At 30.0% G+C, this 22,824-nt stretch carries 20 protein-coding genes; 5 read left to right on the top strand and 15 right to left on the bottom strand.

The features are described from left to right. Positions 1–55 precede the first annotated feature (55 nt). Positions 56–2,260, top strand: coding sequence for an FUSC family protein (locus LPB302_RS12585; protein ID WP_074613532.1), 2,205 nt, complete (start codon positions 56–58; stop codon positions 2,258–2,260). On the opposite strand, the gene ade is transcribed toward LPB302_RS12585, so the two are convergent. Then, positions 2,261–3,883, bottom strand: coding sequence for an adenine deaminase (gene ade, locus LPB302_RS12580; protein ID WP_053973217.1), 1,623 nt, complete (start codon positions 3,881–3,883; stop codon positions 2,261–2,263). Positions 3,884–3,962: 79 nt separating this feature from the next. Between ade and LPB302_RS12575 the strand changes: the two genes are divergently transcribed. Both LPB302_RS12575 and LPB302_RS12570 read left to right on the top strand, forming a co-directional pair. Then, positions 3,963–4,679: a peptidoglycan DD-metalloendopeptidase family protein gene (locus tag LPB302_RS12575; protein ID WP_053973218.1), complete on the top strand. Its 717-nt coding sequence runs from the start codon at positions 3,963–3,965 to the stop codon at positions 4,677–4,679. A gap of 37 nt (positions 4,680–4,716) precedes the next feature. Beyond that, positions 4,717–7,992: an amidohydrolase family protein gene (locus LPB302_RS12570; protein WP_053973219.1), complete on the top strand. Its 3,276-nt coding sequence runs from the start codon at positions 4,717–4,719 to the stop codon at positions 7,990–7,992. A gap of 8 nt (positions 7,993–8,000) precedes the next feature. On the opposite strand, the gene LPB302_RS12565 is transcribed toward LPB302_RS12570, so the two are convergent. The 6 genes from LPB302_RS12565 to LPB302_RS12540 are packed head-to-tail and all read right to left on the bottom strand — an operon-like array spanning position 8,001 to position 15,178. Then, positions 8,001–8,552, bottom strand: coding sequence for a 5-formyltetrahydrofolate cyclo-ligase (locus LPB302_RS12565; RefSeq protein ID WP_053973220.1), 552 nt, complete (start codon positions 8,550–8,552; stop codon positions 8,001–8,003). Between the two features lie 10 nt (positions 8,553–8,562). Further along, a complete protein-coding gene (locus tag LPB302_RS12560; protein ID WP_053973221.1) occupies positions 8,563–9,810 on the bottom strand; it encodes an NAD(P)/FAD-dependent oxidoreductase in 1,248 nt (415 codons plus the stop codon). A gap of 27 nt (positions 9,811–9,837) precedes the next feature. Continuing rightward, positions 9,838–10,848 (bottom strand): 4-hydroxyproline epimerase, encoded by a 1,011-nt coding sequence (locus tag LPB302_RS12555; protein ID WP_053973222.1) that lies wholly within the window; start codon positions 10,846–10,848, stop codon positions 9,838–9,840. Further along, positions 10,841–12,574 carry a DUF885 domain-containing protein gene (locus LPB302_RS12550; protein WP_053973223.1) on the bottom strand — a complete coding sequence of 578 codons (1,734 nt, stop codon included), beginning with the start codon at positions 12,572–12,574 and terminating at the stop codon, positions 10,841–10,843. The genes LPB302_RS12555 and LPB302_RS12550 overlap by 8 nt, the downstream gene beginning before the upstream one ends. 3 nt (positions 12,575–12,577) lie before the next feature. Beyond that, complete coding sequence (locus LPB302_RS12545; protein WP_053973224.1) at positions 12,578–14,161, bottom strand: aldehyde dehydrogenase (NADP(+)); 1,584 nt, start codon at positions 14,159–14,161, stop codon at positions 12,578–12,580. Positions 14,162–14,221: 60 nt separating this feature from the next. Continuing rightward, positions 14,222–15,178: a dihydrodipicolinate synthase family protein gene (locus LPB302_RS12540; RefSeq protein ID WP_053973225.1), complete on the bottom strand. Its 957-nt coding sequence runs from the start codon at positions 15,176–15,178 to the stop codon at positions 14,222–14,224. A 203-nt stretch (positions 15,179–15,381) separates the two neighbouring features. On the opposite strand from LPB302_RS12540, the gene LPB302_RS12535 reads away from it, so the two are divergent. Then, complete coding sequence (locus LPB302_RS12535; RefSeq protein ID WP_053973226.1) at positions 15,382–16,221, top strand: AraC family transcriptional regulator; 840 nt, start codon at positions 15,382–15,384, stop codon at positions 16,219–16,221. Here the strand turns inward: LPB302_RS12535 and LPB302_RS12530 are convergent. Then, positions 16,216–16,584, bottom strand: coding sequence for an MmcQ/YjbR family DNA-binding protein (locus LPB302_RS12530; RefSeq protein ID WP_053973227.1), 369 nt, complete (start codon positions 16,582–16,584; stop codon positions 16,216–16,218). The genes LPB302_RS12535 and LPB302_RS12530 overlap by 6 nt on opposite strands. 46 nt (positions 16,585–16,630) lie before the next feature. On the opposite strand from LPB302_RS12530, the gene LPB302_RS12525 reads away from it, so the two are divergent. Next, a complete protein-coding gene (locus LPB302_RS12525; RefSeq protein ID WP_053973228.1) occupies positions 16,631–17,611 on the top strand; it encodes a magnesium and cobalt transport protein CorA in 981 nt (326 codons plus the stop codon). Positions 17,612–17,706: 95 nt separating this feature from the next. On the opposite strand, the gene LPB302_RS12520 is transcribed toward LPB302_RS12525, so the two are convergent. The 7 genes from LPB302_RS12520 to mnmC2 all read right to left on the bottom strand — a co-directional run bounded on the left by LPB302_RS12520 (position 17,707) and on the right by mnmC2 (position 22,821). After that, positions 17,707–17,934 (bottom strand): helix-turn-helix transcriptional regulator, encoded by a 228-nt coding sequence (locus LPB302_RS12520; protein ID WP_053973229.1) that lies wholly within the window; start codon positions 17,932–17,934, stop codon positions 17,707–17,709. Further along, the gene (locus tag LPB302_RS12515) at positions 17,924–18,370 is read right to left on the bottom strand and encodes a hypothetical protein (RefSeq protein WP_053973230.1); all 447 of its coding nucleotides are present in this window, start codon (positions 18,368–18,370) and stop codon (positions 17,924–17,926) included. Before LPB302_RS12515 ends, LPB302_RS12520 begins: the two co-directional genes overlap by 11 nt. A gap of 213 nt (positions 18,371–18,583) precedes the next feature. Further along, positions 18,584–19,531 (bottom strand): alpha/beta fold hydrolase, encoded by a 948-nt coding sequence (locus tag LPB302_RS12510; protein ID WP_053973231.1) that lies wholly within the window; start codon positions 19,529–19,531, stop codon positions 18,584–18,586. Next, the gene (locus LPB302_RS12505; protein WP_053973232.1) at positions 19,532–20,281 is read right to left on the bottom strand and encodes a cyclase family protein; all 750 of its coding nucleotides are present in this window, start codon (positions 20,279–20,281) and stop codon (positions 19,532–19,534) included. Between the two features lie 37 nt (positions 20,282–20,318). Continuing rightward, on the bottom strand, positions 20,319–21,452 hold the full coding sequence (gene hemW / locus LPB302_RS12500) for a radical SAM family heme chaperone HemW (protein ID WP_053973233.1): 1,134 nt from the start codon (positions 21,450–21,452) through the stop codon (positions 20,319–20,321). Continuing rightward, positions 21,449–22,003 carry a crossover junction endodeoxyribonuclease RuvC gene (gene ruvC, locus LPB302_RS12495; protein ID WP_053973234.1) on the bottom strand — a complete coding sequence of 185 codons (555 nt, stop codon included), beginning with the start codon at positions 22,001–22,003 and terminating at the stop codon, positions 21,449–21,451. The genes hemW and ruvC overlap by 4 nt, the downstream gene beginning before the upstream one ends. A 146-nt stretch (positions 22,004–22,149) precedes the next feature. Then, positions 22,150–22,821: a tRNA (5-methylaminomethyl-2-thiouridine)(34)-methyltransferase MnmC2 gene (mnmC2, locus tag LPB302_RS12490; protein ID WP_053973235.1), complete on the bottom strand. Its 672-nt coding sequence runs from the start codon at positions 22,819–22,821 to the stop codon at positions 22,150–22,152. Between the last annotated feature and the right edge of the window lie 3 nt (positions 22,822–22,824).

Genomic DNA, 22,824 nt, shown 5'->3' with positions numbered 1-22,824 from the left:
GCAAACTAAACTTCTAACAAGATTTACTTGTTAAATTTGCAATATCAAAAGATATATGATAAAAGCATTTTTAAGATATATAAAGAGTTTACAATTTTTAAAGGCATTACTAATTGCAATAGCTATGGCTATTCCTGTTTTTAGTTCTATATATTTTTTTGATAGTATAGATATTGGTTTTGGAATTGCCTTAGGTTCAATTCTTTGTGTACCTGCAGACACTAATGGAAGTTTAAACCATAAATTTTACGGAATTTTATTTTCCATATTACTTAGTACAACCATTACTTTGTTAGTGGGTACTTTTAGTGGCTTTTTACCTGTATTACTTCCTCTTTTAATTGCACTTGTTTTTGTAGTATCTTATATCTCTGTATTTGGCTTTAGAGCATCATTAATATCTTTAGCAGGTTTGCTAAGTATAGTTTTGGCATTTGCATATGACAGTTCAGAAATATCGATTTTACAACACTCCTTATGTATTGCAGTTGGTGGTATTTGGTATTTATTTTTAACTATTTCTACCTCAATCTTGTTTCCTCAAGTACAAACAGATTACTTATTTGTAAACCTATTAGAAAAAACTGCAAAATTTATAAAATTAAGAGGCGATTTACTAATAGCAAAACAAGACAGAACTTCTCTTTTAGAAAAGAATTTTGCTTTACAAACAGAGATAAACGAGCTACATGAAACCTTAAGAGAAGTAATTCTAGAGAAAAGGTCTAATGCTGGTTTTAGCAATAGAATTCGACGTCAGCAATTGGTGTTTTCTAAAATTATGGAAATTTATGAATTGGCCATTTCTAATGCTATCGATTACAAAAAATTCGATCATCTATTTGAAAATCATCCTGAAAAAATAGACGAATTTAAAGTCCTTATTTATGAAATTTCAGATTACTTAACACACTTATCCAAAGTAATTTTAAAAGAGGAAAAACTAACTTTTAATACCAATTTTGAAATTCTTCTTAAAAAAATTGAAAACCAGGTTGCTTTATATGAACTTCAAGTTGGTTTGCCTGAATCTAGAGAAGAAGTTATCCTATTATTAAACTACAAAACGTATCAAGAAAAGCAAATTCAGAATTTAGTTGATATTGGTAGAATACTTACCAAATATTATAAAAATGACAAAATTAGGGGGATAAAAGATGCTGAGCAATTTATTACGCCACAAGATTATGATTTTAAAAAACTAAAAGTAAATTTCAATATAAAATCGCCCATTTTTAGACATTCTTTACGCTTAACAATAACTACCATTATTGGCTTTTTAATGGGTAACCTCTTAGAGTTACAACAATCTTATTGGATTTTGTTAACCATTATTGTAATTATGAGACCTAGTTACAGTTTAACAAAAGATAGAGTAAAGAGCAGAGTAATTGGTACTATTTTAGGAGCTTTAATTGGTGTTGCAATTGTATTACTTACGCAAAACACCTTTATTTACGCTAGTATTGCATTACTATCTTTAGTTATTGGATTCTCTCTAATAAAGCAGAATTACAGAAATGGAGCTGCATTTATAACCTTGTATGTTATCTTTATGTACGCCCTTATTTCTCCTAATGTGTTAGAAGTAATTCAATTTAGAGTTTTTGATACTTTAATAGGTGCAACTTTGGCATTTATTGGTAATTATATTTTGTGGCCTGTTTGGGAAGCCAAAAACATTAAAGATTTTTTAATTGATGCTGTAAAAGGTTTTGAAGCATATTTAATAGAGATTAATAAGTACTATCATCAAAAAGGAGAAACTGCAACCAGCTATAATCTGTCTAGAAAAGAAGCCTTTTTAAAGGTTGGTAATTTAAATGCTGCTTATCAAAGGTTATTACAAGAGCCTAAATCTAAACAAGAAAATAGTGCTATTATTTACGATGTAATTACAATTAGCAATACTTTTTTATCATCTCTTTCTGCCTTAAGTATGTTTATTAAAAATAATGAAAGAGGTTTAGCTCCTGAGCAATTTGAAATATACGTAAAACATATAATTACCAATTTACAACAGGTAATTTCAAATAATACTGCTAAGCATTTAAATACTGATGAATTAAAAATTGCAGAAAAAAACTACACCAACTATTACAGAGATTTATCTGCAACTAGAGATTTAGAAATTCAAGAAGGCATACCTATTTCTGATGAACTAAAAATAGCTTTACACGAAACTCAATTGGTATTTGGGCAAGTAAAATGGTTGTATAATTTATCTAACAGTTTGGTTCAGAAAATTGGTAAAGTATAATTAACTAACTTCTAAGGATGTAAACTTAAAACTTGTTCCATCAAATAATCCTTTGTCAGATAATTTTAAAGATGGTATTACAAGCAAAGCCATAAAAGACAAACTCATATAAGGTGCTTTTAATTGGCTACCCATTTCTTTAGCCATTTTATCTAATGATGCATAAGCAGCACCAATTTCTTTTGCTGGTTTATCAGACATAATTCCTGCAACTGGTAAAGACACTATTTTTTCTTGGGTTGATGTTACAGCACAAACTCCACCTCTATTTTCGATGATTAAATTTACTGCTTTGCAAATCATTTCATCTGAGACACCAATTGCAATGATGTTGTGAGAATCATGACCAACAGAACTTGCAATTGCGCCTTCTTTTAATCCAAAATTTTTGATAAATGCTATTGATGGTTCAGCATTCTTATAACGATTAACAACTGTCATTTTTAAAATATCAGTCTCAATATTCGAAACTAAATTTCCATTTTTGATTAAAGAATCTGCCTCAATTTTATTGGTAACTAACTCTCCATCTAAAGCTTCTATAACTTTAATTTTTGCTGATGAAGATTCGAATTTAAAATCTTCTACGTTCTTTATATCCGTATTAAAATTATTCAAAACTTTAAAACTCACATCATTTACAAACGAGTTTCCATTTTTAGCAACTAATTCACCATTAATGTAGGTTTCTAAAACGTTGAATTTTTCTAGGTTATCAACAACTATAAAATCAGCAAAATCATCTTTTTGTAATAAACCAACATCTAAATTATAGTGTTTTACAGGATTTACACAAGCTGCTTGCAATACTTTAAAAACGTCAATTCCCTTTGCAATTGCTCTTTCACACAGTTGATTAATGTGCCCTAACAACAAATCATCTGGATGTTTATCATCAGAACAAAACATCATATTTTCAAAATTATCTGGTAAAAGATCAATTAGAGCTTCAAAATTTTTGGCAGCAGAACCTTCTCTAATAATTACTTTCATTCCTTTTTCTAGTTTCTCTTTGGCTTCATCAAAAGAAAAACATTCATGATCTGTAGAAATACCTGCTGCAATATATTTTGTAATATCATCACCTCTTAAACCTGGTGCATGACCATCAATAGGTTTGTTGTTATTTTTTGCGTGTTGGATTTTAGCTAAAACTTCCTTATCATCAAACAAAACACCTGGATAGTTCATCATTTCTGCCAAATATTTAATGTCTGAATTTTCCATCATTTTTTTGATGTCATCAGCGTTAATAATGGCTCCTGCACTTTCAAAAGAAGTTGCTGGCACACAACTTGGTGCTCCAAAATTAAATTTTAACGGAACTTTTTTTCCGTTTTCAATCATAAAATCTACACCTGCCACTCCTAAAACATTCGCAATTTCATGAGGATCTGAAACAGTAGCAACTGTACCATGAGTTACAGCAATTTTTGCAAACTCAGAAGGCACTAACATAGAACTTTCAATATGAATATGAGCATCTACAAAACCGGGTAAAATATATGTTTCAATATCATGATTAGATTCACGGATTTCTACAATTTTTTCACCTTTAACCTCTACTTCTCCTTTAAAAATAGTACGATTTTGTATGTCTACTATAATACCTTGAATTATCATTACAAATGCTTTTACACAAAATTACAAATAATAAAAAGAGGATTATTTAAAATATAAATAGAAAATTCTATTTTTGAATATGGATAGAAAATTACAATACAAAAAGTTTAAAAACTGGGCAGAAAAACACCAGTTTTCTCTCTTAGACTTGTTTCCAACTATAGGCAAAACTAAGGTTTATCATATAGATTTAAGTAAAGAAAATACCACTGTAAGAACTGAAGCTGAATTTAATAATCCTGTATTTTTTGAAGGTAAATTAACTGAAATTCAAGAAAAAAATACAGACACAATAATTACTGGTGGCTATTTAGAAAAACGCTCTTTATATACATCTGATATTTACAATGCAGAAAATTCTACTGCAAAAAGAAACATACATTTAGGTGTAGACTTTTGGTTAGCAGAAGGTACTGCAATTCATGCTTTTTTAGAAGGAGAAATAGTATGTGCTGTTCATCAAAAATCTCTTAAAGGATATGGTGGTTTTATGATTTTAAAACATAAAATTGATAATTTAGAATTTTATACTTTGTATGGTCATCTTTCTAAAGAAAGTATAAAAAATTGTACTGTTGGCAATCAATTAAAAAAAGGTGATAAAATTGGTGTTCTAGGCACCTATAAAGAAAATGGGTCTTGGGTTCCTCATTTACATTTTCAAGTGTTGCTTTCTTTATTAGATTATAAAGATGATTTTCCAGGTGTTGCCTTAGAAAGTGAAATTGATTTTTGGAGAGAATTGTGTCCTGACCCTAATTTGCTATTTAAACTAGAAAATTTATCTAAAATATAAATCTTACATTTATACGAAACTAACTAATAACATCAATATGTATACAAAAATTTTACTTGCACTGTTTATGATGCTTTCCTTGCAGACTTTTGCGCAAAAAGAGAGAGAAAAATCCAAGAAATGGGATGTAAACAACCCACATAAAGAATGGTCATATAAAACATTTCAATTAAAAACAGACGAAGGTACTTGGATGAATCTTGATGTTTCTCCTGATGGAAAAACCATTGTTTTTGACTTATTAGGTAACATTTATAAAATGCCAATATCTGGAGGAAATGCAGAAGTTTTACGCTCTGGATTAGCTTATGAAGTTCAACCAAGATTTAGCCCAAATGGAAAATATATTTCTTTTACCAGTGATGCTGAAGGTGGAAATAATATTTGGGTTATGACAGCGAATGGAGAAAATGCAAAATCAATTACGAAAGAAAAATTTAGACTTTTAAACAATGCTGTTTGGACTCCAGATGGTAAAAGTTTAGTAGCTAGAAAACATTATACTTCACAACGTTCTGTGGGTGCAGGAGAAATGTGGCAATATCCACTTTCTGGTTCAACTGGTTTACGATTAACGAAAAGAAAAAATGATCAGCAAGATGTAAATGACCCATCTATTTCTCCTGATGGAAAATATTTATATTATGCTGAAGACATGTATCCAGGAGGTTTTTTTCAATATAACAAAGATCCAAACAAACAGATTTATGTTATTAAAAGGTACAATTTTGAGACTGGAGAAATAGACCAAATAACAGGTGGTCCAGGAGGAGCTGCAAGACCTGTAGTTTCTAAAGATGGTAAATTATTAGCCTTTGTTAAAAGAGTTAGAACAAAATCTGTCTTATACATTCACGAACTGGAAACTGGTAAAGAATATCCTATTTATGAGAATTTAAGTAAAGATCAAAGTGAAGCTTGGGCTGTTTTTGGAGTATATCCTCATTTTACTTGGATGCCTAATAATAAAGACATTGTTATATGGAGTGAAGGTAAAATCAATAGAATTAATATTGACACCAAAAAGATTACTAATATTCCTTTCCAAATTAATGAAAAAATTAAATTGGCAAAAACTCATCACGTAAAACGTAAAGTGTTTGAGCCTGAGTTTGCATCTAAAATGATTAAGGATGTAAAAACATCTCCTGATGGAAAAACCATCGTTTTTACTTCTCTAGGTCACATCTATAAAAAAACATTACCTAATGGAACGCCTACAAGAATAACAACATTAACTGATTTCGAAGCTGAACCAAATTTCTCTTCTGATGGTAAATCAGTTTTATTTGTAACATGGAATGATGAAGAATTAGGAGCTATTTACAAGGTAAATTTAAATGGATCTAATTTGGTGAAAATCACCAATGAAAAAGGAATTTACAGAACTCCTGCTTTTAATAGTGACAACTCTAAAATTGCATATAGAAAGGAATCTGGAAATGGAGATCAAGGTTATGATTACACTAAAAAAACAGGTATTTATTTGGCAAATGCAGATGGTACAAATGCTAAGAGAATAACTAAAGGTGGAGAGTTTCCTTCTTTTACCTCTGATGATAAACGAATTTTGTATCAAACAGGAGGATCATTTTTTGGTGGTTTAACAAAAAAACTAAAAAGTGTTGATTTAAATGGAAAAGAAGAACGTAGTCATTTTTCCTCTAAATTGGCAAATAGGTTAGTGCCAAGTCCAGATAATAAATGGGTTGCATTTATACATTTACACAAATTGTATATGGCTCCATTTGTTACTAATGGAAGTGAAATAAATCTAGACAATAACACACAATCCTTTAAGGTAGAAAGCTTATCTAAAAATGCAGGAATAAATCTTCATTGGTCTTCTCAAAACGATAAAATATTTTGGACTTTAGGTGGTAATTATATTCAAAAATCTATTGTAAACAATTCAACAGATCCCTTTGCAAAAACCAATTTAGCTGAAAACCCAGAATCTAGTATCGAAATCAAATTAGTAACTAATTCAGATATTCCTGAAGGTAGAATAGCATTTAAAAATGCCAGAATTATTACTATGAATGGAGATGAAGTTATTGAAGATGGTACAATTATTATCCACAATAATAAGATTGAGAAAATAGGCAAAACTAGTAGTATAAAAATACCTTCTGATGCTAAAATGTATGCAATGAATGGCAAAACTATTATGCCTGGTATTGTTGATGTTCATGCACATGTTGGTGCTTTTAGAAACGGTTTAAGCACACAAAAACATTGGCAATTCTATGCAAATTTAGCTTTTGGTGTTACTACTTCACATGATCCTTCTGTGCATACTGCAGCTGCTTTTACTTTAGAAGAATTACAAAAAAGCGGTCAATTAGTAGGGCCTAGAATGTTTTCTACAGGTTTTATTTTATATGGAGCTGAAGGAGATTTTAAAGCTGTGGTTAATAACTTAGAGGATGCTCGTTTTGCAATTGCAAGAACAAAAGCTTTTGGGGCAAAGTCTATTAAAAGTTATAATCAACCAAGAAGAGAACAACGTCAGCAAATTATGCAAGCTGCAAGAGAATTGGGGGTAAATGTTGTACCCGAAGGTGGATCTAATTTCTACTCAAATATGTCTATGATTTTTGATGGTCATACAGGTATAGAACACAACATTCCTGTTAATCCTGTTTATAAAGATGTACTATCTCTTTGGAAAAACAGTAAAACTGGTTACACTCCTACATTAATTGTAAATTATGGAGGAATGAATGGTGAGTTTGAGTGGTATCAAAAATATAATGTTTGGGAGAATGAGACCTTATTAAAATATACTCCTAGATATGTGGTTGACACACGTTCTAGACACAGAACTATGGTTCCTGAAGAAGAATATAAAAACGGACATATTTTAACTTCTGAAACAGTTACAGCTTTAGCCAAAGAAGGTGTTAAAGTAAATTTAGGTGCACATGGACAATTACAAGGCTTAGGTGCTCATTGGGAATTATGGATGTTACAACAAGGAGGATTAAGCAATCATGAAGCATTAAAAGCTGCTACCATTAATGGTGCTGATTATATTGGTGCTGCTGATGAAATAGGTTCTTTAGAAAAAGGCAAATTAGCAGATTTAATTATCATGGATAAAAATCCTTTAGAAGATATTAAAAACTCTAATTCTGTAATTTATACAATGATTAATGGACGTCTATATGATGTAAACACGATGAACGAAATTGGTAATTATAACAAAAAAAGAAGTAAATTCTACTTTGAAATGGAGGGTTATAATCAAGGAACTCCTGTAAATCTAAAAACTAATAGTTTTACAACCCCAACTTGTAGTTGTCATTAAAAAGATAATTATAATTTTGGATAAATCACTTCATCCAAAGCAATATCAAATTCATTAACATCAGAAATTTTAAAAATAGGTTTAAAGAAATTTAAACCTATTTTTTTGCAATCTTCTCTACAGTTTGCTAAAAACCGATCGTAAAAACCTTTTCCATAACCTACTCTATAATACCTTTCATCTGAAATTAAAAGTGGCACAAAAATTAAATCTATATTACTTTCAGAAACTTGTACTGCATTTACGGGTTCTGGAATTCCGTATTTGTTCAATTCTATTTCTGTATCTTTTTCTAAATAAAAATGGGTTAAGGAACTATTTTTAAAATCACTTTTAGAAACTACAATTTTTTTATTTTGACTTCTAAAATAATTGATAATAGGATTGGTATCAATCTCTTTAAATTTTACAAGCGTTAGAAAAAGATGCACAGTTTGAATTTCAGAAATATCTAAATCATAAACTTGAGCATAGATGTTTTCTTGTAAACATTTAATTTCCTCAAAAGTCAAATCGTTTCGTTTTTGTTTGTATATTTTTCTTAAGTCTGATTTTAACATTATATCAAAATTAAGAAAAACGATCCACAGCAAAAGGATAAATATTCAATGAATATTCTTTATCACCTATAATTTCAGAAACCAATTTACCAGTAGCAGGGCCTAAGCTCCAACCCATCATTGCATGTCCAGTTGCAAAAGTTACATTTTTACATTTAGATGATTTGCCAATAAATGGTAATCCATCAGGTGAAAGAGGACGTAATCCACATTTTGTTGCTTCTTTTTCTTTTGAATCAATTTTTAGGTTAGAATAGTATTTTTCTGCAGCAGTTGCAATTGCATCAACCCTTTTTTTATTAATCTTATGATTAATCCCTCCAATTTCCATTGTTCCTGCAAATCTTGTAAAACCATCCATTGGTGTTACAGCAACTTTTGCTTCTATTAAAATAGCTGGTAATGTAATATTGGTTTCCTTTTTAACATTAATACTATATCCTTTTCCTGCTTGAATTGGAATTTTAATCCCTAATTTCTTAGCAAAATTTTGAGACCAAGCTCCAGTTGCAAAAACAAATTCATCTGATTTAATATCTAAATTTGTAGTTTTAATTGATGTAACTTTATTATTTGCAGTAACTATATCTGTAACCTCTTCATTTCCTAAAATACTAACCCCTTTCTTTTGTAAATAGGTCTTTAATTGCTGCATAAAATTGTTAGGGGTCATATGTGCATCAGATTGATAATACACAGCACCTTTAATATTTAAACCTGCATTTGGTTCTATTTTATGTACTTGTTCTCTAGATAGATGTTCAACTTTTAAACCTTCTTTTATTGCTATTTTTCCTGTATCCCATTCTTCTTCTCCAGCTTCATCTGTTTGATAACACATCAACAAACCTTTATGTTGATAAAAAAAATCAAACTCATTGCTATTCTTTAAATCTTGATACAATTCTCTACTTAAAATATTTATATCTTTAATTATAGGAATTGATTTTTGTACTTTCTGAACGGTTGCAGATTTTTTAAAATTTAAACTCCATTTTAAAAAATCGTAATTCAGTCTTGGCTTTACGTAAAAAGGGCTTGATGAATTAAACATCCATTTAACACCTTTATTAATCATTCCTGGAGCAGCTAAAGAGATAATGTGACTAGGTGTAATATAACCTGCATTAACATAAGATGCCCCTGATGAAAAATCGGATTTATCGATTACAGTTACCTTATGCCCTTCTTTTTGTAAGTAATATGCAGAACATAAACCTACAATTCCTCCTCCAACAATTATTACACTTTTACTCATATTAATAATTTCTGTAAATAAAATTAACTAAATCACACTAAAACCATAAGCATAAGGATCATCTTCAGTATCTATAGTAATGGTATTCTGACCATAAACCTTTGCCCAACCTTTTATACTAGGTATAATTGCTTTTTGATTTCCAATTGTAGTTTCTTTTTCAACTTTACCTATAAAAGTACTTCCTATAAAACTTTCGTGGATAAATTCTTGCCCAACTCTTAGTTTCCCTTTTGCATGTAATTGTGCTAATCTTGCTGATGTACCTGTTCCACAAGGGCTTCTATCGATAGCTTTATCTCCATAAAAAACAGCATTTCTTCCATCTGAATTTTTATTAATCGTATTTCCTGTCCACAATAAATGAGTTACATTTTTAATCGATTCGTTTTCTGGATGAATAAATTTATTAGGATATTTCTTGTTTATTCTTTCTCTGATTACTTGTGAATACTGTATGATTTTTGCTGCAGTAAAATCTTGAATTCCACTAAAGTTTTTCTGAGGATCTACAATTGCATAAAAATTACCACCATAAGCAACATCAAAAGTAAGTTCTCCTAATTCAGGACAATCAACAGTTAAGTTTTCTGCTGCTAGATAACTTTTTACATTAGTCAATTTTACCCATTCTACTTTACTATTTTTTTCAGAATATTCAATTTCTACTAAACCAGCAGGAGCTTCCATTTTAATTTTTCCAGCTACTCTTGGTTGTATCAAACCTTCTTCAACAGCTATAGTTATGGTTCCAATTGTTCCATGACCACACATTGGCAAGCAACCTGAAGTTTCTATAAATAAAATGGCAAAATCATTGTCTGGGTTATGAGCAGGATACAAAATAGAACCACTCATCATATCATGACCTCTAGGTTCAAACATCAATCCTTTTCTTATCCAATCGTATTCTTTTAAAAAATGTAAACGCTTTTCATTCATAGTTTTCCCTGTTAATTCAGGGCCACCGTTTTTAATAACTCTTACTGGGTTACCACAAGTATGTGCATCAATACAAACAAACGTATGCTTACTCATTTTTTAATCTCTTAATATAATTATTGACTCTTTTTTCTAAAATTGCTAAGGTTACTGTGCCTTGTTCTAAAACAATTTCATGAAATTCTCGAATATCAAATTTCTCTTTTAATTCAAGTTCTGCCTTTTTACGAAGTTCTCTAATTTTTATTTCACCTATTTTATAAGACAAAGCTTGCCCAGGCCAAGAAATATACCTGTCAGTTTCTGTATTAATTTCTAGGATAGAAAGTGCAGTGTTTTCAGACATGTATTTTACAACCCGTTCTCTTGTCCAACCTTTTGCATGAATTCCAGTATCCACTACCAATCTGCAGGCTCTCCACATTTCGTAAGTGAACTTTCCGAATTTTTCATAAGGAGTTGTGTACATGTTCATTTCATCTGCTAGAAATTCTGAATACAATCCCCAACCTTCTCCATAGGCAGATAAGTATAAATTTTTACGAAATTGTGGAATAGAATCACCCAATTCATTATTTAAACTTCCTTGTAAATGATGTCCAGGAACTGCTTCATGAACAGTTAAAGCAGGTAAAGTATATAAAGTTCTACTTGGTAAATCATAAGTATTTACCCAATAATAACCAGGTTCTGTGCTCTCTTTATATGTTCCTATGTAACGTCCTGCAGTATATTTTGGCGCAATTGCATCTGGTACTGGAGCAACTCCATATGGTTTTCTTGGTAACGTTTTAAAGAATTTTGGCAATTGAGCGTCTACTCTTTTTGCCATATCTCTTGCTATCATTAATAGCTCTTTAGGTGTTTTTGCGTAAAACTGCTCATCTGTTCTTAAAAATTTAAAAAAGTCTGCAAAAGAACCTTTAAAATTTAATTCCTTAATTATTTTTTGCATTTCTGCCTTAATTCTAGCAACTTCTTTTAATCCAATTTGATGAATATCTTCTGCAGTATATTGGGTACTTGTTGTATAAAAGTTAATTCTGTTTTGATAATAAGCAGCTCCATTTGGAGTTTCTGAAACTCCTAGAGTAGTTCTAGTGTTTGGTAAGTATTCAGTTTCAAAAAAAGTTTTAATCCTTTTAAACTGAGGTACCACAGTTTTTTCAATTACTTCTTTTGCAGCACTCAAAACAGAATCTTTTTGAGTTTGATTTAAACTTGATGGTAGATTCTGAAAAGGTTTGTAAAATGGACTCTTATTATAATCGCCTACAATATGATCATCATAAGTAGTCTCATATCCTTTAAATATTACCTTGGGCTGTGAAACTCCTTTTTCTAAACCTTCTCTTAAATTTTTAAAATGTTGATTTACAAATTCTGGTAAGCTATTCAGCTTTTTCAAGTATTCTTTTACTGCCCAAGAATTATTGAGAGGCCTTATTTGATAATTTAAACTACTGTGAAAACCTGAGTCTGATAATAGCGGATTTAAAAAACGCTCAAATTTGTAATAATCAACTTTATCTTGCAATACAAATTTTAATAATTCTGCTGAAATTTGTTCAGTTTCAGAAAGGTCCTCCATTTTAATACAACCAAAATTTTGTAATTGACCTTGAGCATAATCGGCTTCCGATTTATAATATTCTCTTGTATATAATCCTAAAGGATATTCACCTCTATCAAAAGACCTTCTATCTTGATGAATTTTAATTAATGTCGCTAATTCAACTGATGAGTTTTTACAATTATTTTGCCCATTTGTGTAAAAACAAGTTAACAAAATAACTACCAGTAACGTTTTATAAATTCTCATGCCTTATAATTTTTCTTTAGTTCTTTCTCCATCTATAGTTCTAAAAATGTTTAGTGGATTTTCATTTTTTAATTCATTTGGTAATAAATTATTTGGCCAACTTTGATAACTAAAAGGGCGAACCCAACGTTTTATGGATGTTATACCTACAGCAGAAAAACGACTATCTGTAGATGCAGGATAAGGCCCTCCATGAACCATAGATTCACAAACCTCAACCCCTGTAGGAACCCCATTAAAAATAATTCTTCCTACCCTATTTTGTAGTGCTGCAATTACATTCGTATAATTCGAAATTTCATCATTATCAGAAATAATAGTTCCTGTTAATTGTCCTTCTAAACTTGTAATTACTTGTTCTAATTCAGCTTTATTCTTACATTGAACTACCATAGAAAAAGGGCCAAATACTTCTAAATGTAAAGTTGAATTTTCTAGAAACGTTTTTCCATCAACAGAAACAACTGCTTGTTGCGCATGATTATAAGCAACATCAGACTCGTAATTGGCTGTTATAGTAACATTTTCTTGAGAAGCTACTTTTTCTTTATTGGCATTGTATCCTTTTTTAATATTTGGATGTAACATGCAAGTAGGATCAATCTCTAAAATTTCTTGTGATAAATGATTTACAAACGCGCTTAAAGCATCACTTTTAACCCCTAAAATTAAACCAGGGTTTGTACAAAACTGTCCAGTTCCTAAAGTGATGGAACCTGCATACGTTTTTGCTATTTCAGCATTTCTATTGGCTAAAGCTTCAGGTAAAATAACAACAGGGTTGATACTACCCATTTCTGCAAAGACAGGAATAGGTTCTTCTCTTTTTGCTGATAAATCTAACAAAGCTCTACCTCCTTTTATACTTCCTGTAAAACCAACTGCTTTTACTTTTGGATTGGCAACCAATTGTTGCCCTACTTCAATTCCACTAGAATTCAGATTTGAAAAAACACCATTTGGCATTCCCGTTTTTTCTGCAGCCTTTATAATTGCAGAAGCCACCAATTCACCTGTACCTGAATGCATTGGGTGAGATTTTACAATTACTGTGCAACCAGCTGCTAAAGCAGCTGCTGTATCTCCACCAGCAGTTGAATAGGCTAAAGGAAAATTACTAGCTCCAAAAACCACAACTGGTCCTAAAGGAATATTCATTTTACGAATATCTAACCTTGGCATTGGCTCTCTATTGGGTTGCGCTTTATCTATGGTTGCTTCTACCCAAGAACCTTCTTCAACTAAGTTTGCAAAACTTCTTAATTGCCCAATTGTTCTTCCTCTTTCTCCTTTTGCTCTTCCTTCTGGCAAACCTGTTTCTGAGCAATACATTTCTACTAATTTATCATCTAGAGCTAAAATTTCGTCTGCAATTGCATTTAAAAACTCAGCTTTTTTAGTTCCAGAAATAAATCTGAACTCTTGAAAAGCCTTTGATGCTAAATTAACTGCTTCTTCAATTTCTTCTGAAGAAGCTTCTGTAAATTCAACAGGATTTTCTTGATTTAATTCTGGGTTAAAGGTTTGGTATTTTTTACTTCCTTTGTTTGACAATAATTTACCTATATAGTTTTTACCTGTAATCATCTTTATTTATGTATATTTTATTTACCTGTTTGTAAACTTCTTTTTTATAGTTTAAAAGAATCAATTTATTAAATCTAATACTTCAAGTCTTTCTTTTGCCAGCAAATATCTTGAATGAACATCATCAATCTGTTGTTTTGATAATTTCTTTCCAAAAGTACGTAACCCACCAGCAACATCATTATAATGAATTCCCATTGCAAGCTTAAGATACTCCATAAGAAGTGGCTGGGCATCTAAATAAGATAAAGAATTTAAAGCTTGAGAAATTTTGTTTGCTTTAGCCCACTCTCCATTTGAAACATACTCTTGCATGGTAACACTTGCTTTTGGAAAAATACAACCAACACCTGTAATTCCACCACAAGCTCCAGCTAACCCTGCATGTACAGTAACTGTGTCTACACCTGCTAAAATTTTTAAATTTTTGTTCTCTAACATCAGTGTTTCAATAATTGATACATCTATCGTAGATATTTTTAGAGCAGTTACATTAGGAAGTACAGAGAGTTTCATAAGAAGTTCAGTTGAAAGCGCATGATAACCAGCTGCATCAGGATTGTTATATGGCATAATTGTTACACCAACATCTTTGGCAGTTGCCTCAGAAAGTGCATAGTACTCATACATTTCTTTTTCAGACGGAACTGTCTTAGTTTTTGGAGGCATAACCATTACTGTATCTACACCAACTGTTGCAAGCCCTTCAATAATTTTAGCAAGTTCTTCTTTAGTTTCTGATGAAGCTCCACTAATTAACGGAACACTATATTCTTTAGCAACTTCAGATAGAGATTTAAGTAAAGAAAGGCGCTGGTTAGTATTAAGATAGCTATTCTCGCCAAGAGTACCAGAACCAACAAGTCCGTTCATTCTGCTTCCATTTTTTCCTTGAGTTTTTAAAATATTTGCTGCCTGTTTTTGTGTTTCATCAAAATCAATTTCTAAAGTGCCAGATTTTGATTCTTTTAGCCAAGTAAACACTGCAGGCATTACACCATTCCAATTACTTTTCATCTTCTTCTATTTTGATTGATATAAAATTATGAATCCTAATTCTATTAAAATAAGAAGAAATTACTCAATTTTAATAGTATATTATCCATTTACGAAAAAAATAAATTAATTATGAATATTTTTGTATTACTAAGATGTAAAGTAAATTGCTTCAGTAATTGCTGAATTTTTGAAATAAATTAAGCACTAATAGTTTTACTTAAATGAAAGTATATCCTTTTAAAATACCAAAACCAGAAAACAACGCATTGATATATCAAGAAGATATTGAATTTGTTTTTTATGACAAATTACATCAACATGATGAAATTCAAATAAGTTTTATTGAAAAAGGCAATGGTACTTTATTAGTGGGTGACAGCATTTCTAGTTATACAGAAAATGACATTATAGTTATAGGAAGTAATCTACCTCATGCTTTTAAAAGTGAACCCAATAGCAAAAGTGAATCTAAAATGTTGAGTTTATTTTTTACGGAAACTTCTTTTGGTAATGCTTTTTTTGATTTGGACGAGTTGTCTGAAATTAAATCTTTTTTTTCAAAATCATTGCAAGGTCTTCTTGTAAAGAATCACAAAAAAGTAATTATTGAGTTTTTTAAAAAATTAAAACATGCCTCTAGATTAGAACGTTTTATTCTGTTATTGCAAATCTTAAAATTGATTTCAAAATCGAAAACTGAACCACTTTCTAACTTTGTGTACAACAAAAATTATTCAGACGTAGAAGGTAAAAAAATGCGTAATGTATTTGAATATACTATAGAAAATTATCACAAACCTATTAATTTAGAAGATATAGCTAGTGTAGCTAATATGACTAAAAATGCTTTTTGTAAATATTTTAAAAGAAGAACTAATAAAACATATATCAGCTTTTTAACTGAACTACGAATTGAAAATGCATGCAAGTTGATACAATCTAAAGAAGAAATTTCTATTGCTGATATCGCATATAAAGTTGGATTTCAAAATATATCTAATTTCAATAGAAAGTTTAAAGAGATTAAAAAGATTACTCCTTTAAAATATAAAAAATTATAGCTCTTTTAATTCTTTTTGAGCTTTTTTAGTCAAACCGTTTACAACCAAATCATAAGAATTATTGATGAGCTCTATTACCAAATTATCTGAAACATCGCTTGTATTTATTGTAACTGTATTCCAGTGTTTTTTACTCATATGAAAACCTGCAATGATCCCCTCAAATTCTCCTCGTAATTCTTCTGCTCTTTCTGGATCACATTTTAAGTTGATACTTTCTTCTCCTCTTTCCCATTTATCTAAACCAGAAAGAGCAAACATCTTATTCATAACTTTAAAAACTAGAGTCACATCATCAAAAGGAAAATGTTCTGTTACCCCTTTTTTAGAGATACAATAATCTCTTAATTGCTGTATATTCATTTTTAAAAAGTATCTTTATATTACCAAATCTACAATTATTTTTTTCATGGAAAGTGAATTTTTAAAGCAAACCTCTTTAATTAGCTACTCTAAAAAAAGCTATGAAAAATCTTGCTACACCTCTATTTCTGATGTTATTTTAACCAACACAACACCTTCTACTGAGTGGTTAAATACTTATGGATTAGCCTTTAGAGAAATTTTTAAAAAAATAATAGCCAATAATAAATTAGATGATTTTTTGATAAAGTTATTTATGGATAAAGAACATTCTAATAAAGTAATTTTATTGAATGATTTGGTTTTTATAAGTACAAGAGTTTTAAAAACAGAAAGTAGAACATTAGACTCAGAGCAAATGTTTTTTATTATTTCTTCTGGTTTTTTATGGAGTATACAAGAAAAGGATGGTGATTATTTTAATTGGATTCGTGAAAGAATTGAGAACAATAAAGGTATTGTTCGTAGAAAAAAAGCAGATTACTTATTGTTTTTAATATTGGAATCTATTGTAGATAATTACGAAGATACTTATCAAAAAAATGCTGAATTAAGTGCTACAATTTTAGAAGCAGAAAATATAAAACCTACTCCAGAATTTACTGCTAAGGTTGAAAAAAGAAAACAAGAATTGTTTAATTTTAAGAAAGCGACTTTAAGCTTAAAAGACACAATTATTAAATTAGAGAAAATAAAAATTAACGATTTTGATATTAAATATTTTAGCGAGTTAAAAGAACAAACCAATAACCTTATTTCTAATATTGATTTTGAATTGCAAGAGCTAGAAAGCAAAATAAATTTGATTTTTAGCATACAAGGACATCGTTTAAATGAGGTAATGAAAACACTTACAATTCTATCTGTAATATTTATTCCATTAACATTTTTAGCAGGAATTTATGGTATGAATTTCGAATACATACCAGAGTTAAAAATAAAATATGGCTATTTTATTCTTTTAGGTATTATGGTATTAGTTACTATGGGTGCAGTTTGGTATTTTAAGAAAAAGAAGTGGTTTTAAATCCTAATTTAGCTTGTTTCTAAGCTTTAAAAATATAAATTCGAATATAAATTATAACAAATATGATGCATATTCGTAAACACGTTGGGCACAAATTAGCGCGACTTACTTGGTTTCGAATCAAAATCACTTTTTTCTAGCTCGAAAAGTTCTTCAACATTCTTATCTAGAAATTTGGAAATCTTAAGAGATAAAACTGTAGACGGAACATAACGACTCGACTCAATAGAAATTACTGTCTGTCTAGATACACCAAGTAATTGAGCAAGTTCTTCTTGAGTTAATCCTTTAACTCTTCTTATTGCTTTTACATTATTTTTCATACTTATAAATTTGAATATGAATAATATAATTAAAGCGAATTATATATATAATCCAAAAAATGAAAATCGCCAAAATGAAAAATAGCATCAAACCTGAATCTCTTGGAGGATTTTTCATAAAACCTATCCAGGCTAAACCTACAATGAGAAATAAAATTTGTAAAAAAGCAGCAAATTGAAATGATTTTAATCGAATATTTTTTATCATTTCATCTTCAATCTTTTCTTTAGAAAATGCTAAGGCATAAGTACCAAATAGGAAAGAGAAAAAACCAAGAATAGCTGAACTTACATTTAAAATTTTTGGGTTTGAAAGTCCAATAAATTGAGAAAATTCAGTTATCCATCCTATTTGCATTAATATCCAGAGAAAAAAACCAGAAGGAGCAATTATCAATCCTATTCTTTTGAAACGATGTGGTAAAAGTTTAAACATAATATTATTTTTGTAAAGTTTACTTGACGTAAAGTTAACTTAACATTTTGAGAATAACAAGAATTAATTAGAATTTAAAAAATCAGTGGCTAACACAGTATAAAATTAATTGCTGGTTTTTGTTTATTAACGAAAGTCCTAGCGGACTTTCTATCTGTGATTTATTTGCTAACTTTAATGCTTAAACCACGCAACAAACCATATATAAACACGTTATCGTATTTCTATAAAATCTTTTAAAATCGCTACACTTTCTTCTGGGTTTTCTTCCATAGGTAAATGGCCAGAATTTTCTAAAACTACCAATTTAGAGTTTTGCATAACACTATCCATACGTTTTCCATTATCTAAAGGAATCCAATTGTCTTGTGCACCCCAAATTAATAAGGTTGAATTTTGTATGCTTTTTAGCTTATCAATATTTGCTTTAGAGCCCAATTTAAAATCCATTCTTGCTCTATCTATAAAGGCTTGTCTGTTGCCTTTTCTTAATGCCATTTTATGATATCTACTAACTAAATCATTTGCAATTTTTGTGTCATCTGCATAAACCTCTTTCATGTTCTTCTTAATAAAAAACTTTGGAGTTACATATAAAAACAAATTACTTACAACTGGCGTTTTTGCCATTTTAAACACAGCTGGTTGTGGTTTATTGGTTGGCAATCCACTAGCGTCTACCAAAATTAGTTTATCAACTTTATTAGGATGTTCTGCTGCATAATTCCAAGCAATATTTCCTCCTAAAGAATTACCTGCCAAATGAAAACTATCAATTGCTATTTGGTTCAAAAATTGATCTAAAAAGGTGGTGTATGATTTTATAGAGTAATCTGCAGATTTATTTGGGCCTGTTAAACCAAAAGCAGGCAAATCCATTCTAATTATGGTGTTGGTTTTCTTTAATTCTTTAGTCCAAGCATTCCAAGTATGTAAAGAAGATGCTGTGCCATGAATTAAAACGATTGGAAAACCTTCTCCTTCTATTCTGTAATGTACTTGCATACCATCAATCTCTATAAACTTAGAGTGTTCATTGGCATATTCAACCTTTAAATCATCAACAGAAATATCTGAATACACTGCACTATTTATTGCAAGAATTAAAGCAATTAAAAGCGTATATAACCAGTATTTTTTCTTAGATGATTTGGATTTCATTTACTTGTTAATTTTATATAAAATAGGTTTGCTTGGTGTAGCATCATTCTCAAAAGGTGCAACCATTAGGTTTAATAAATACTCACCATCTGCAACATCATTTGGTACGTAAATGAATTCTGTAATTGTAGCATCCATTCTTAAAGGTCCATCTGTATTCCAAAATGCATTATGTGCTAACAATTTACCTTCATCTTTTTCTTTATCTACAGAAGGAAGATCTACCAACAAATGCTTAATGCCTTTATCCTTTAAAAACACAGCTGTTTCCTCTAACAAATAAGTAGGATTTGTATTAGAATACTGCATGCTTTTTTTATCGTTTAAATTTGGCAAAGTTCTAATAATCACAGCATCTCTTTTTTTATTTCTTAAGGCCATTTTTAGCTGCTTTGTTGCTATAACCATATCACCATCAACCTCTATAGGTGCAATTGTAATTAGTTCTGCTAAATGAAAATAATGCTTTAAATTTTGATTTACAGAATGTACTTTTTTTGTAATATGACCAACACATTCTGTGTGTGTAATATGAGAATGAGGATTAAAATGAATAGAGTTGAAATTAACAACTGCTCCATTTTCTACAGATATATTTTCGCCTTCAACCTCTTCAGGAAAAATCTTTGGCTCTTCTAAATACCAAGCATTTACATTTTGTTTGTTAACATCTATTGCAATCGAAATATCTATAGGTTTAGAAACATCTATTTCTATTTTTCTTGAATTGTATTCTATTATTGCTTTCATAATTACTGCTTGTAATTCTGTATTTTTTATTTGATGATTATTTTAAGTTTAGCATAAATAAATCTGAAGCCAAACCATCTGATAAAAACTTTCCTTTTCTAGTAGTTTTTAAAGTATCGTTTTCCACACACAGCAGTTCTTGATCTATATATTTCTGTGCTTGCATTTTAAGGTATTTTGCATAATTATTACCAAAATCTGATTCAATTCTTGGAAAAGATACGCCCCAAATTGTGCGTAAACCAGTCATAACATATTCATTATACCTATCAATAACAGAAAGTGTTTCTCTTTGAATTGGTAATTTATTTTCTACAATATCTTTAATGTATTTTGTATTATTCTGCACATTCCAACTACGTTGAACACCATCAAAAGAATGAGCTGCTGGACCAATACCTAAATACGATTTACCTAACCAATAAGCTGAGTTATTTTTACTAAAAAAATTCTCTTTACCAAAGTTAGAAAGTTCATAATGAATAAAACCAGCTGCATTTAATTCGTCTGTAAGAATTAGAAATTGTTCTTCTGCTTTATCATCATCTACATTTTTAATGACACCTTTATCTATAAAACGTTCTAAAGCCGTATTTGGCTCTACAGTTAATGCATAGCTAGATATATGAGGAACACCATAACTTAAAGCTGTTTGAATATTTTTTTGCCATTGTTCATTAGAACAATCAGGAATTCCGTAAATTAAATCTACAGAAATATTAGTAAAGTATTGAGTGGCAATTTGCAGGCATTTTTTAGATTCTGCTGCATTGTGTGCTCTGTTCATTAGCTTTAAGTCTCTCTCAAAAAAAGACTGTACACCAATACTTAATCTATTAATTTTTGAAGCTGCCAATTCTTTTATTTTTTCTTCTGATAAATCATCAGGATTGGCTTCTAAAGTAATTTCAGGATGCTCAACAACATCAAAATTACTGTAAACAGCTTCAATTAGCCTATTTATTTCTTCAGTTGATAAAATACTTGGAGTTCCACCTCCAAAATAAATGGTTTCTACAATATCATTATTCAGTTCAGATTTACGCAACTCAATTTCTTTAACCAAACAATCTAAAAGTTCTGTTTTCTTTTTTAAGGATGTAGAAAAATAAAAGTTGCAGTAATAACAAGCTTGTTTACAAAATGGGATATGTATGTATATTCCACTCATTTCTTTACCCTTTTTTCATTCTGTTTTACAAAGCTTGCCCAGCCAGAATAATTTTTACCACCCACAACTTTACCTGAATTATAATAGTGACAAACTGCTGCAGCTAAACCATCTGTTGCATCTAAATTTTTGGGCAATGTTTTAAGGTTTAAAAGAGATTTTAACATTAAAGCCACTTGCTCTTTACTGGCATTACCATTACCTGTAATTGCCATTTTAATTTTTTTCGGTAGATATTCTGTTATGGGCACTTCTCTAGATAAACCAGCAGCCATTGCTACACCTTGTGCTCTACCTAACTTTAACATAGACTGCACATTCTTACCAAAAAAAGGCGCTTCAATTGCAATCTCATCTGGATGATAGGTATCTATAAGTTCTATAGTTCGTTCAAAAATTAACTTAAGCTTTAAGTAATGATCATCGTACTTCTTTAGAATTAATTCATTCATCTGAATAAATTCCATTTTTTTACCCACAATTTTTATGAGACCAAATCCCATAATTGTTGTTCCTGGATCTATACCTAAAATAATTTTTTCAGTTGCCAAATATTAATTGAATAAAGAATTTAAAAGAGATTCTGCATTAAACCATAAAAATAGAATGATAGCCAATAGTAACACTAAAAACAGTCCTTTTTTGGGTTTCGATTCTTTTTTTCTACCAAATTTTCTTTTAAACTCCATTGTTTTATTTAGCTTTTAGTTGCTCTAAGCATTTCTCTTTTTCCTGGTGGCCCTTCTAATCTTTCTACTGTAAAACCTACTGCTTGCATAGCTCTTCTAACACTGCCCTTAGCAGAATAAGTAGTTAAAATTCCACCTTTTTTTAAAGCAATATACATTTTTTTAAAAATGCTTTCTGTCCATAATTCCGGTTGATTTTTAGCACCAAAAGCATCAAAATAAATTAGGTCAAATGCATTTACATCATCAATATCTTCAAAAAATTGCTTTCTTTTTAAAAGTTGAAAATTATCAGAAATTGTATGTTTTTCTTCCCAAGCAACTTTATGTATATGTTCAAAATCCTTTTTAAATGCTAAGGCATTTAATTCAGACACATAATTTAAACTTTCTATTTCGTTTTCAGATACTGGATAGGCTTCTACACCAACATATGAAACAGATATATTTTTCTCCTTAGCTTCTAAAGACGTTATAAATGCATTTAAACCAGTACCAAAACCAATTTCTAGAATTGCTAATTGCTGTACTGGTTTTTCTATATATTTATACAAACCCGTTTTTATAAAAACGTGTTTTGCCTCTTGTATTGCACCATGTTTGGAATGGTATTGTTCATCCCAATCTGGAAGGTGAATACTAGTTGAACCATCAGATGTAATAATAATTTCTCTCTTCAAAAG

Origin of the sequence: Polaribacter dokdonensis, from assembly GCF_024362345.1 — a bacterium.
Classification (GTDB): domain Bacteria; phylum Bacteroidota; class Bacteroidia; order Flavobacteriales; family Flavobacteriaceae; genus Polaribacter; species Polaribacter dokdonensis.
The sequence above is the reverse complement of the archived record's forward strand: the minus strand, read 5'-3'. Positions and strand labels throughout refer to the sequence as shown.